Annotated in this window: 13 protein-coding genes and 1 pseudogene; 12 read left to right on the top strand and 2 right to left on the bottom strand. The window is 35.6% G+C overall.

Annotation, left to right across the window (positions count from 1 at the left end):
- The first annotated feature begins 94 nt into the window (after positions 1-94).
- From NHG49_RS15760 to lepB, 3 genes are all read left to right on the top strand, one after another.
- Positions 95-1,228 (top strand): stage II sporulation protein P, encoded by a 1,134-nt coding sequence (locus NHG49_RS15760; RefSeq protein ID WP_064475705.1) that lies wholly within the window; start codon positions 95-97, stop codon positions 1,226-1,228.
- A 194-nt stretch (positions 1,229-1,422) separates the two neighbouring features.
- Entirely contained in the window at positions 1,423-2,100 is a 678-nt protein-coding gene (locus tag NHG49_RS15755; protein ID WP_064475704.1) for a copper homeostasis protein CutC, read from the top strand.
- Between the two features lie 23 nt (positions 2,101-2,123).
- Positions 2,124-2,675 (top strand): signal peptidase I, encoded by a 552-nt coding sequence (gene lepB / locus NHG49_RS15750; protein ID WP_000662489.1) that lies wholly within the window; start codon positions 2,124-2,126, stop codon positions 2,673-2,675.
- A gap of 49 nt (positions 2,676-2,724) precedes the next feature.
- On the opposite strand, the gene NHG49_RS15745 is transcribed toward lepB, so the two are convergent.
- A complete protein-coding gene (locus NHG49_RS15745) occupies positions 2,725-3,138 on the bottom strand; it encodes a hypothetical protein (RefSeq protein ID WP_064475703.1) in 414 nt (137 codons plus the stop codon).
- Positions 3,139-3,390: 252 nt separating this feature from the next.
- On the opposite strand from NHG49_RS15745, the gene NHG49_RS15740 reads away from it, so the two are divergent.
- From NHG49_RS15740 to NHG49_RS15705, 8 genes are all read left to right on the top strand, one after another.
- Entirely contained in the window at positions 3,391-4,143 is a 753-nt protein-coding gene (locus NHG49_RS15740) for an IclR family transcriptional regulator (protein ID WP_258126243.1), read from the top strand.
- Positions 4,144-4,157: 14 nt separating this feature from the next.
- A complete protein-coding gene (gene pxpB, locus NHG49_RS15735; protein WP_222655293.1) occupies positions 4,158-4,871 on the top strand; it encodes a 5-oxoprolinase subunit PxpB in 714 nt (237 codons plus the stop codon).
- A complete protein-coding gene (locus tag NHG49_RS15730; RefSeq protein ID WP_064475700.1) occupies positions 4,862-5,851 on the top strand; it encodes a 5-oxoprolinase subunit C family protein in 990 nt (329 codons plus the stop codon). The genes pxpB and NHG49_RS15730 overlap by 10 nt, the downstream gene beginning before the upstream one ends.
- A gap of 18 nt (positions 5,852-5,869) precedes the next feature.
- Positions 5,870-6,631: a 5-oxoprolinase subunit PxpA gene (gene pxpA, locus NHG49_RS15725; RefSeq protein WP_064475699.1), complete on the top strand. Its 762-nt coding sequence runs from the start codon at positions 5,870-5,872 to the stop codon at positions 6,629-6,631.
- A gap of 21 nt (positions 6,632-6,652) precedes the next feature.
- Positions 6,653-7,348, top strand: coding sequence for a DUF969 domain-containing protein (locus tag NHG49_RS15720; protein WP_000593388.1), 696 nt, complete (start codon positions 6,653-6,655; stop codon positions 7,346-7,348).
- A gap of 1 nt (position 7,349) precedes the next feature.
- The gene (locus NHG49_RS15715; RefSeq protein WP_258126241.1) at positions 7,350-8,312 is read left to right on the top strand and encodes a DUF979 domain-containing protein; all 963 of its coding nucleotides are present in this window, start codon (positions 7,350-7,352) and stop codon (positions 8,310-8,312) included.
- A gap of 15 nt (positions 8,313-8,327) precedes the next feature.
- Positions 8,328-8,975 (top strand): pyroglutamyl-peptidase I, encoded by a 648-nt coding sequence (gene pcp, locus NHG49_RS15710; protein WP_064475697.1) that lies wholly within the window; start codon positions 8,328-8,330, stop codon positions 8,973-8,975.
- A gap of 75 nt (positions 8,976-9,050) precedes the next feature.
- A complete protein-coding gene (locus NHG49_RS15705; protein ID WP_142315012.1) occupies positions 9,051-9,779 on the top strand; it encodes an NAD-dependent protein deacylase in 729 nt (242 codons plus the stop codon).
- Positions 9,780-9,826: 47 nt separating this feature from the next.
- On the opposite strand, the pseudogene NHG49_RS15700 reads toward NHG49_RS15705, so the two are convergent.
- Positions 9,827-10,405: pseudogene (locus NHG49_RS15700) on the bottom strand (hypothetical protein).
- Positions 10,406-10,684: 279 nt separating this feature from the next.
- Between NHG49_RS15700 and NHG49_RS15695 the strand changes: the two are divergent.
- Positions 10,685-12,838, top strand: coding sequence for a peptidoglycan D,D-transpeptidase FtsI family protein (locus tag NHG49_RS15695; protein WP_103656002.1), 2,154 nt, complete (start codon positions 10,685-10,687; stop codon positions 12,836-12,838).
- Positions 12,839-12,843 lie beyond the last annotated feature (5 nt).

Genomic DNA, 12,843 nt, shown 5'->3' with positions numbered 1-12,843 from the left:
TGAAAACATAGTAGTTGAGGCAGTTCTATTAAATTATTAATCATATTACTTAAAAATTATGCGTAAGAATATAGTAAATGAAGGGAGATATAAAATGAATAAAGTGAAACTGAAAGTATTAAATGTAAGGTATATAGTGATATGTATTTTATTCACTATTATATGTATCCTCACTTCATTCTTCATTTCTAGTAATTCAAGCGTATTTAAATCATTTTATATAAATCAGTTATTAGGAACGAATTCTACTAAAGGACTTATGTATATGATAGGAAGTGAAAATCGTTATTTTGCAGAAGAATTTCATAAAGAAAAAGGACGAGCGTCTTTAGAATCTTTTTTACTATCACTTTCTACAAACATTAATGTAAATGATCTCCGAAGTTTATTAACCCGGGAACTTCCTAATATGAATCAATTTTATTCGGAAATATTAATTGCTGGGGAAGGAACGGATTATACGAACATTCCTGAAGAATCCAGTATTCCTTTAGATAACATTAAAGATAAAGGTACTGCTATTGAACACCCAAAGAGTGGGAAAGAAAACAATTCTACTGGTGAAAATTCAAATACACAAAATAAAGTTTTTATTTATCATACACATAGTTGGGAAGCGTTTATTCCTCTTATTCCAGGTGCTACGATACCTGATGATGCTTCCAGTACAAATAATGAAGTGAATATTACGTTTGTTGGAAACTATTTAAAACAAAAGTTAGAAGAAAAAGGAATAGGTGTTTCACATGATACGACAAATATGAGGGATTTTCTGCGAAATAAAAATTTAAATTGGGCCCAATCTTACAAAGGATCCCGTCAAATATTACAAGATAAATTAGCACAAGATAAAAATATTATGTTCCCAATGGACCTTCATAGAGATGATGCCCGAAAAAATATTACAACAAAAAATATTAACGGAAAGAATTATGCTAGGCTCTATTTTATTTTAGGACGAGAAAATCCTAACTATGAAAAAAATAAAAAAATAGTAACGACAATAAATTCATATTTAGATGAGAAGTATTACGGTTTAAGCCGAGGGATTTTTATTAAAGATCGTAAAAGCGGGAACGGAGTATATAATCAAGACCTTTCTCCGAATGCATTACTTATTGAAATGGGAGGGGTAGATAATACACCAGAAGAATTGTATGCGTCAGTTGACGCATTAGTAGAAGCATTTAGCCACTATTATAATGAAGTAACTAAGAAAAATAACTAAAAAAAAGGAGCGATACCTAGTCCGAAGTGCTAGGTATCGCTCCTTTTTTTTGTAGAATATAAAATTACCAATAAACGCAATCAATAAAAAAATCTTTCTTTTCATTCTTCTTTTTACAGTTTTATAGGAGAAAGCTAGGTTTCTTATTTTTACTAATGTTATAATAAGAAAAAAGCACGAAAAGAGGTCATCTCATGCTAGAGGTTATTGCAACATGTTTAGAAGATGTGAAACGAATTGAACGAGCTGGTGGGAAGCGAATTGAATTAATTACATCTTATACAGAAGGCGGTTTAACGCCGAGTTATGCATTTATTAAAAAAGCGGTAGAAGCGGTACATATACCGATTCACGTTATGATTCGTCCGCATGCGAAGTCTTTTACATATACGGAAGAAGAAATTGAAATGATGAAGGAAGATATTATCATTGCGCAGAAGTTAGGTGCAGCTGGTGTTGTATTAGGCGTATTAAACGAACGAAATGAAGTGGATGACGAGAAATTAGCGGATTTACTATCTGTTGTAGATGGAATAAATGTAACGTACCACCGTGCAATAGATGATATAGAAAATCCAGTAGAAGCGATGGAAACTTTAAAGAAGTTTCATAAAGTGACTCACGTTTTAACTTCAGGTGGACAAGGAAATATAGTAGAGAATATACCGGTGCTTACAGAAATGCAAAAGGTAAGCGATGGTCAAATTCAGCTTGTAGTTGGAGCTGGCGTGACGAAAGAAAATATAAAGCAATTGCTAGATGAAACTGGAATCACGCAAGCTCATGTCGGTACAGCGGTAAGAGAAGGGAAATCATGTTTTTCTGAAATTGATCCGAATTTAGTACAAGAATTAGTTCAAATAATAAAATAAGCACATAAGAAAGAGGAGAAACGATGAAGGAAAATACGAAGAAAGAATTATTCTCATGGGCTAAAACGATAGGATTTACCCTTGTCCTAATTGCTATTATTCGCGGTGTTTTATTTACACCCTCATTAGTACAAGGTGAATCGATGATGCCCACTTTAGAAAATAACGAACGAGTTCTTGTGAATAAGATCGGTTATAGTATAAGTGGATTAGATCGCTTTGATATTATCGTCTTCCACGGAAAAGAAGGGTACGATTTAGTAAAACGAGTAATTGGTTTACCAGGCGATACAGTTGAGTATAAAAACGATGTTTTATATGTAAACGGAAAAGCGATGGAAGAACCATATTTAAAAGAGTTTAAAGAAAAAGCAGCAGGCCGTGTATTAACTCCAGACTTTACGTTAGAACAAATCACAGGAAAAACGAAAGTGCCAGAAGGCCAAGTGTTTGTTTTAGGAGATAATCGTGAAGTTTCGAAAGATGGTCGTATGTTCGGATTCATTTCAGAAGATGAGATTGTCGGAAAAGGACAAGCTGTTTTCTGGCCGTTGAAACAAGTAAGAGCGTTATAAAACAAAAAGTATGGAAGAAATATTCTTCCATACTTTTTTTGTGCCTTATTTATATGTTAGGTTTTGCTATAACTTGAACTTTTGAAAGAGAACCATCATTATTTCTAAATTTTATCTTGTATTCACCTTCAGGAAGCCAATCACTCCAATTTATACTAAATTCATTGATCGCTTGTTCCCCAGGTTTTAAAGTTCCGTCAATCATCCAAGAATCTTTAGCATTATATAAAGTGTAACTAAAAGGAGAATCACCTATATTTTTTACAAGAACACTTAATTCATCTCCATGAGAATAGTTAAAGCCAGAAATACTTGATCCGAAAAAATGAATTTCTTCGTTCGCTATTTTATGATGTTGGGCAATTTTAGCGGTTGAATGAGTATCTTCATTTGTCGCAAATGTTACCTTATAACCTATACAAAAAGACAACATAATAGCAGGAATCACTAGCAGCTTTTTCAAAAGAAACACTCCTTACATTTTGTTTTGTGTATATTATAATAATCGAAATATAGTGGAGATGTAATAGTTTGATGTAAAAATTTACAAATGCATTTAATTGTTTACGTTTTTAAAATTACTGACAAAATATATCAGGTCACATACTTAAAAAAATATTGATAGAATTGAAAGAATATTTTATAATTTTAAATTATATGTTTGTTTCGAAAAACGGAATTTAAGTTCCGTAATTCGGAACAAGAGGGAGATAGAATGAGTATAAATAAAACGGCAGTTAAGACAATGGATATTTTAGAGTTGTTTTATGAGCATGAAGAGTTAAGTTTAACAGAGATGGTTCAGCTTACGAGTATGCCGAAAACATCTGTTTATCGTTTAATTGGCTCGTTAGAAGAAATGGAGTTATTACAAAAAAATGAGAAGGGGAAGTATCGTCTCGGAGTCGTTTTTTTACGGTTCGGTCAACTTGTGTCACAAAGATTATCCGTAAGAAATATTGCGATTCCATATATGAAAGAGCTTAGAAATAGTTTAGGGCAGGCAGTTAATTTAATTATTCAAGATGGTAATGACGCGATTTATGTGGAAAAGATGGAAGGCGTTCAGCCTGTACGCGTGTATACCGCGGTTGGAAGAAGAGCACCGCTTTATGCTGGTGCATGTCCGAGAATTTTACTATCGTATTTCTCTGAGAAAGAGACATGGAAGTACATAGAGGAAACGGATTTAAAACAGTTTGCAGATGGAACAATCGTGGATAAGGAGCAATTGTTAGAAGTGTTAAAAATGGCGAAAAAGGAAGGTCACACAATTAGCTACTCGGAGTTAGAAAATCATACAGCGGCTATAGCAGCGCCCATTTTTGCAAGCGATGGAACAGTTATAGCGGGTATTAGTATTTCAGGTTTAGCAATTGAGTATAGCGAAAGTAACATTTCATATTTTATTGCGAAGGTGAAAGAAACAGCACATCGCATTTCGAAAGAACTCGGCTTTTTGGCATAGAAAGAGGGAGTGGGATGAAATTTTCTGCATTAGGAGATCAAGCAATGATTGTTACATTTGGTGAAGAAATTGGGATGGAGACATACGAAAAAGTGCAGCGATTATTTCAAGCGTTGAGACGGCACCCGTTTACAGGAATGGTTGAGTGTGTACCATCTTTCACTTCATTAGCGGTCTACTACAATGTATACGAAGTATGGAAGCGAAATGGGAGAAGTGAAGGATCATATCATTACGTTTGCCAATATATAAAAGAGCTGTGTAATTCGTATAAAGAAGAAGTGAACCAAGATGTGAAACATATTTCTATACCTGTTTGCTACGGGGGAGAATATGGACCTGATTTAGAAGAGGTCGCGCATTGTAGAGGATTACGAGCGGAGGATGTGATTCGCATACATAGCGAGACAACATATTTTGTGTATATGTTAGGTTTTACACCAGGGTTCCCGTATTTAGGAGGACTATCAAAAGAACTAGAAACACCTAGAAAAGAAACACCACGGTTACAAATACCTGCTGGTTCGGTAGGTATTGGTGGAAATCAAACAGGTATATATCCACTTGAAACACCAGGAGGATGGAATATTATTGGCCGAACTCCTATTTCATTATTTAATCCAGAAGAAGAAACACCGACATATATTCAAAGTGGTATGTATTTACGATTTATCCCAATAACGAAGGAAGAGTATGTATCACTTGAGGGGGCTAAAGAATGGATGTAGAGGTTTTGCATGCGGGAATGTTTACAACAGTCCAAGATTTAGGGCGATCTCATTATCAACAATACGGTGTACCAGTTGGCGGGGCCATGGATCAAAGTGCACTTCGGATGATTAATATGTTAGTCGGTAATGAAGAGAATGAAGCGGGACTTGAAATGACAATTATGGGACCTAAATTGTTAATAAAGAAAACGACTTTACTTGCGATTGGCGGAGCAAATATGGAGCCGTTATTGAATGGAGAGCGTATTCCATTATGGCGTCCCATTTTAGCGGAAGAAGGTAGCATGCTTTGTTTTGGGAAAGTGAAAAGTGGTTGCAGAGCGTATGTGACTTTTGCAGGTGGTATACAGATTGATCGTACAATGGGAAGCAAAAGTACTTACATACGTGCTGCGATTGGTGGTATTGAAGGAAGAATGCTGAAAAAAGGAGATTATTTTCAAATTGGTACACACACAGAAATGGCAAGGCGTTTCATTCAAGACTTACAAAAGGATGAGCGAGTCAAAACGAAATGGGCAATTAGCAGCGGCGTACTGCCAAAGTATAAGAAATATCCTAAGCTTCGCGTTATAACTGATTTTGAATATGATCAATTTACAGAAGAAAGTATAAGGGCATTTTTCACGAAAGAGTATAAAGTATCTAATTACGCTGATCGTATGGGCTATAGAGTTGAAGGAGAAGTTTTAAATAGGATTGAAGAAAAAGAGATTTTATCGAGTCCGGTTACATTTGGGACCATTCAAGTTCCTAATGGAGGACAGCCGATTATATTAATGGCAGATAGGCAAACGACAGGTGGCTATCCGAGAATGGGAAATATTATTTCAGTAGATTTACCACTTCTTGCTCAGTTAAAACCGGGGGATTATGTTTCTTTTGAGAAAATTACGCTGGAAGAAGCGGAACAATTGTACATAGAACAAGAAGTAAATATGAATCTATTAAAGAAATTCATCACTTTACGAAGCTGACATTAGGAGGGGAATATCGTGACGACAATCGATTTAAATTGTGATTTAGGAGAAAGTTTTGGAGCTTATAAAATGGGGAATGATGATGAAATTCTTCCGTTCGTTTCCTCTATAAACGTTGCTTGCGGTTTTCATGCGGGTGATCCGACTGTAATGAGGAAAACGGTCGAAAAGGCACTGCAGCATAACGTAGCAATTGGCGCGCATCCTGGTTTTCCTGATTTAATTGGATTTGGAAGAAGAAACATGAATGTTTCAGCGAGTGAAGTATACGATTACGTTTTATATCAAATCGGTGCATTAGATGCTTTTGTGAAAGCGGCAGGCGGGAACATGCATCATGTAAAACCGCACGGTGCCCTATATAATATGGCGGCGACAAATCCGGAAATTGCAGATGCAATCGCAAAAGCAATTTATCATAGTAATCCCAAGCTATTACTTTACGGATTAGCAAATAGCGAGGCGTTTATACAGGCTGCGGAAAAATACAATATAACTCTCGTACAAGAAGCTTTTGCTGATCGTACGTATAAGCAAGATGGAACGTTAACGAGCCGGACAGAAGAAAATGCACTTATAAAAAATGAAGAAGAAGCGATAAAGCAAGTGCTTCAAATGGTGAAAGAAGGCTACGTAAACGCGGTGAACGGAGAGAAAGTAGCAGTTCAAGCACAAACAATTTGTTTACATGGTGATGGAGAGAAAGCAGTCCAATTTGCGAGAAAAATATACAGAACATTCGAATTTAATGGTATTTCTATTTGTGCACCGAAATAAAAAATAGGGGGAAGTGCTGGAATGATTAAATTAATCGGGATACTACTTGTTGCAGTGGGCTTTTTATTTAGATTAAATACATTATTAGTAGTTATGGTTGCAGGTATTGTTACTGGTATGGTTTCAGGATTAAGCTTTTATGATGTGATTAGCATGTTCGGTAAATTTTTCATAGAAAATAGATATATGTCTATGCCGATTATACTAACTTTACCGGTAATCGGAATTTTAGAGCGTTACGGTTTAAAAGAAAGAGCAGAAGCACTTATAACGAAATCAAAAGGCGCAACAACTGGAAGAGTGTTAATGTCATATTTTACGATAAGAGAATCATCAGCAGCACTTGGACTGAATATTGGTGGTCATGCACAAACAGTAAGGCCACTCGTTGCACCGATGGCAGAAGGGGCTGCGCAAGGTAAATATGGTAAGTTACCTGAAAAGTTAAGAGAAAAGATTAAAGCAAACGCAGCAGCTGCGGAAAATACAGCTTGGTTTTTCGGAGAGGATATATTTATCGCGACTGGTGCGATTTTATTAATGAAAGGATTCTTCGATTCAGTAGGTATGCATGTCGGTGTGTGGGATATGGCGCTTTGGGGTATTCCAACTGCAATATCTGCGCTTATTGTCAGCTGGATCAGATTTAGAAGATTTGATAAATATATAGCGAAAACGATGACATCAAAAGAAAAAGAAGAGAAGGAGGCAATATAAAATGAACATCATCACAATGGATACAATTTATTACGTATTAGGTATAATCGTTGCCTTTATCGCTGTTCGTATTGCATTTGATCGTGAACATCCAAATCGATGGGGTTCTAGCTTATTTTGGGCATTATTTGCAGTTACGTTTTTATTCGGAAATATAATCCCTTCGTTTTACGTTGGTTGTATTGTGCTCGCTATGGTCGTGTTAGCTTCACTAAATAAAGTAACAAAATCAGAAGAGAAAGAAGTACCTGTACAAGAACGTGTGAAACATGCTGAGAAATTAAAAAATAAAATTTTTATGCCTGCACTATTAATTCCTATTTTTACAATTATCGGTACGTTAACGTTAGGGAAAATCAAATGGGGAAATGTTTCCCTTGTTGATCCAGATAAAGTAACGCTAGTAGCATTAGCACTAGGGGCATTACTTGCATTCGTTGCAGCGATGCGTATTACAAAATCGAAAATAACAACGCCTGTACAAGAAGGAAGCAGACTATTACAAGCTGTCGGCTGGGCTGTTATTTTACCACAGATGTTAGCGGCACTTGGCGGTATTTTCGCAAAGTCTGGCGTTGGACAAGTCGTTTCTGATTTAGTCGGTCAAGTATTACCGACAGAGTATCCGTTCGTAGCTGTTATGGCGTATTGTTTAGGAATGATGCTCTTTACAGTCGTAATGGGAAATGCATTCGCAGCGTTTGCCGTTATTACTGGCGGAATTGGTTTACCTTTAATTGTTCAAATGCATGGTGGGAATCCAGCAATTATGGCAGCACTCGGTATGTTTGCTGGATATTGCGGAACGCTACTTACGCCAATGGCAGCAAACTTTAATATCGTTCCGGCGATGCTTTTAGAGCTAAAAGATAAAAATGCAGTTATTAAAGCACAATTACCAATTGCTCTTTCAATCTTTATCATAAATATGTTTATTATGTACGGCCTTGTATATCGTTTCTAATTAGGAGGGAAAACTATGAAAACAGTATTACTAACAGGATTTGATCCGTTCGGCGGAGAAAGCATCAACCCAGCTTGGGAAGTCGCAAAAAGTTTACATGAAAAAACAATTGGAGAGTACAAGATTATTAGCAAACAAGTCCCAACGGTATTTCATAAATCAATCAGCGTATTAAAAGAGTATATAGAAGAACTAAACCCTGAAATGATTATATGTATTGGACAAGCTGGAGGCAGACCAGATATTACGATAGAGCGTGTCGCAATTAATATTGATGATGCAAGAATTGCCGACAATGAAGGGAACCAGCCGGTAGATGTACCGGTTGTGGAAGAAGGACCGGCTGCCTATTGGTCTACGCTTCCGATGAAAGCAATTGTAAAAAGACTTCAAGAAGAAGGCATACCGGCTTCCGTTTCACAAACAGCAGGTACATTCGTTTGTAATCATTTATTCTACGGTCTCATGCATGAATTAGAGAAACATGGTAAGAAAATAAAAGGTGGATTTGTTCATATTCCATTCTTACCAGAACAAGCGAGCAATTATCCAGGCCAACCGAGTATGTCACTTTCTACTATTCGTAAAGGGATAGAATCAGCAGTAGAGGTAACGACGACAGTTGAGGTCGATATTGTAGAAATTGGGGGTACGACGCATTAAATAAAACGAATCATACAACACCTCCTGTAAACAACTGGTATAATAAGTATAGCAATATACATAGAGGTGATTTTTGTGCAACAATTTGAAGAAGTACGTTCAATTTTAGAGCAAGCGAAGAAAATTACAGTGTTAACAGGTGCAGGAGCAAGTACGGAAAGTGGTATCCCAGATTTTCGTTCAGCAAATGGATTGTATGCTGATGCGAATGTGGAGATGTATTTATCAAGGGGATATTATAATAGAAGTCCGAAAGAATTTTGGAAGCATTATAAAGAAATCTTTCAAATTAATACGTTTCATCAATATAAACCAAATCGCGGGCATCGCTTTTTAGCTGAATTAGAAGAACAAGGGAAAGATATTACGATTTTAACGCAAAATATTGATGGTTTACATCAACTAGGTGGTAGTAAACATGTCATTGATTTACATGGAACACTTCAAACAGCACACTGTCCGAAGTGTAAAGCGGGATATGATTTGCGGTATATGATTGATCATGAAGTGCCTCGCTGCGAGAAGTGTAATTTCATTTTAAATCCAGACGTTGTTTTATACGGAGATACATTGCCGCAATATCAAAATGCGATACAACGTTTATATGAAACAGATGTGCTTATCGTTATGGGAACGTCATTAAAAGTACAACCTGTCGCTTCATTCCCGGAAATCGCAAAGAGGGAGATAGGGGCAACGACAATTTTAGTAAATGAAGAGTTAACAGGACAAGAATATAACTTTGATTTTGTTTTTCAAAATAAGATTGGTGAGTTTGTTGAAGGGTTAGCCTCAATGAAATAAGTTATCGAAAAAACTGAGGTATCCACCTCAGTTTTTTATTTGGATAATCACAGTTTAAAGCACTTCGATAATGTAGTAACCACATCTCTATAATTAATAAAAAAGCGTTTCGTAGGTAAAATAGCAGAGTAAGAAGTAGTATTACCTTTAACGAATACACAGTCGTCATAAAGTAAGCTAATATGTAGATGTTGTAAAGGCTCTATTTGGTGTTGCTTTACGTATAAAACCAAATCATTATAAAGTTGCTAACTATACTCACTTACAGAATGTTCTAATGAAAGCTGACCTGCTATGCTAGTCCACCATACTTTAAAACTACATACTAACTCTTGAAAGGAGTCCTCATTACATAATTGAGTGTCAAAGAGCTTCTCATAAAAGATATGGTTTTCCTCATAAAAAATCTGTAAATCATATCTCTCATTAGCAATTTGTTTACGGAGTGTATGCCATAATTCTTTGAAATTATCTTCAAAGTCAGTAGAAAAATTTACTTGTTTTGCTATGTAAGGAAACCGCAAATTTTCTTTATTCTCTTTTTGGTTGAGATAAATATTTTGAATATAAATCATAAAGTTTAAACAATATGACGTATTAGTATGTATTGTAAATGAATCTGTCATTTCATTTTCTCCTTAGTGGTGTCTTTTATTGTTAGTATACAAAGAAATGTAAATGAATGGTATGAAAAAACAATTGTATACACTCTTTCTTTTAGAATAACATTCATGTTATTTCTTAATAAGGGAATGGTAATAAATAGGGTATAAAATTAAAATACTGAAAATTAAATCTTTTATTTCTTTAGTAATTAATATAAAATTCTATATATATCATATAAATAAATTTGATACATAATGGTTCTGTGTAGAAATGTTAATAGAATGAAGCGAGGGAGCGAAATGAGACAGAAAAAGGAGCAGAAGAAACAATCGAAAAAGAAAAAGACCCACATTCCATTTCGATTAAATGTACTATTTTTTATCGTCTTTCTTTTATTTTCAGCTATTATAATTCAATTAGGTAAAGTACAAATCATTGATGGAGAAACGTATAGAAATGAAGTGAACAAAAAGGAAGATGTAACGGTAAGCACTCCTGTTCCTAGAGGGAAAATGTTTGATCGGCAAGGTCAAGTGATTGTAAATAATAAACCACTACGAACCGTTACATATACGAAAATGAAAGGAGTAGATTCGAAAGAAGTTTTACAAGTAGCGAGACAGTTAGCTCAGCTAATAGAAATGTCGCCAGAAGATATAGCTAAGTTAACAGAAACAGATAAAAAAGATTTTTGGATGCAGTTAAATGAAAAACGAGCAGCAGAAAAAGTAACGAAAGAAGATGAGAGTACATTTAGGAAGCAAGAGATAGAGGGGAAAGAATTAGATAAAAAAGTTGAAGAGTTGCGCCGTGAAAGAATTACGCAAGAAGAATTAAGCGAACTATCAAAAGAGGATCTAGAAGTACTAGCAATTAAAAGTAGGATGAATGCGGGATATAAAATGACGCCGCAAATCGTTAAAAAAGATGTAAGCCAAAATGAATATGCAATCGTAAGTGAAAGATTGGCAATTTTGCCAGGAGTGGATACGACAGTGGATTGGGAACGTGAATACCCAAATGATAAAATACTTCGTTCCATACTTGGTAGCGTTTCTACTGAAAATGAGGGCTTACCGAGAGAACAGTTAGATTATTATTTAGTGCGTGATTATAACCGAAATGACCGTATTGGTAAGAGCTACATCGAGAAACAGTACGAAGATGCATTACATGGAACGAAAGAACAGTCTAAAAACATTACGGATAAAGCAGGAAATATTATTCGGACGGAAAAAGTGACTGAAGGAAAAAGCGGAAATAATTTAATGTTAACTGTTGATATGGAGTTACAGAAAAAAGTAGAGGAAAGTCTTGAAAAGAATTTACGAGCATTTCATTCTGCAGAGCCGATGATGGATCGTGCGTTTGTAGTAATGATGAACCCGAAAAATGGCCAAATTTTATCAATGGCAGGAAAGAAAATTGTAAATAAAGATGGCGGCATGCAAATAGAAGACTTCGCTTTAGGGACGATGACAAGTTCTTATGAATTAGGGTCAACTGTGAAAGGGGCTACATTATTAGCCGGATATCAAACTGAAACAATAAAGCCGTATACGCATTTCTTCGATGCACCAATGTATTTTAAAGGAAGTGTCAAGCCAAAGAAATCGTGGAAAGATTTTGGTGATATTGATGATTTAAGAGCTTTACAAGTTTCATCAAACGTTTATATGTTTAATACAGCATTAAAAATGGCAGGTGTAAATTATGTACCAAACAATCCGCTAGATATTAAAAAAGAAACATTTAATAAAATACGCTACTACTTTAGACAGTTTGGCTTAGGCGTACCGACTGGAATTGACTTACCGAATGAATCGATTGGTCAAATGGGTAGAACAGATAACATACCTGGCTTTTTACTTGATTACGCGATTGGACAGTATGATACATATACGCCGCTTCAACTTGCTCAATATATGTCAACAATTGCAAACGGTGGTTACCGAATGAAACCACAAATTGTACAAGAAGTGAGAGAGCAACCACATAGACCAGAGGATGTTGGAAAAGTTGTTCGGTCTATTGAACCAGTTATTTTAAATCGAGTGGATATGGACACTTCATACATTAATCATGTAAAAGAAGGATTTAGAAGAGTTTTTCAAGAAACTGACGGAACAGGTACGGCAACGTTTAAAGGATTACCGTATAAACCAGCTGGAAAAACAGGAACAGCTGAAACTGTATATGGTGGAGAAAGTGATATTGGAAGAGATGAAAACAATAACCGAAAAAAATGTTATAATTTAACTCTTGCCGGTTATGCACCATATGATGCTGATCCGGAAGTAGCTTTTTCAGTTGTTGTACCTTGGGTGAATGATGACAAATCAGGAATTAATTCCGCGATTGGTAAAGAGATTTTGGATGCGTATTTTGAATTGAAAACGAAAAGAGCGGGTGGAAATCCAGTCCCAGTAGAACAGCCGAACAAGGCCCAGTAAAAATA

It is taken from the genome of Bacillus sp. IBL03825 (assembly GCF_024712505.1).
Lineage (GTDB): Bacteria > Bacillota > Bacilli > Bacillales > Bacillaceae_G > Bacillus_A > Bacillus_A wiedmannii.
Note: the sequence above shows the minus strand (reverse complement) of the source record. Positions and strands in the feature narration are given on the sequence as shown.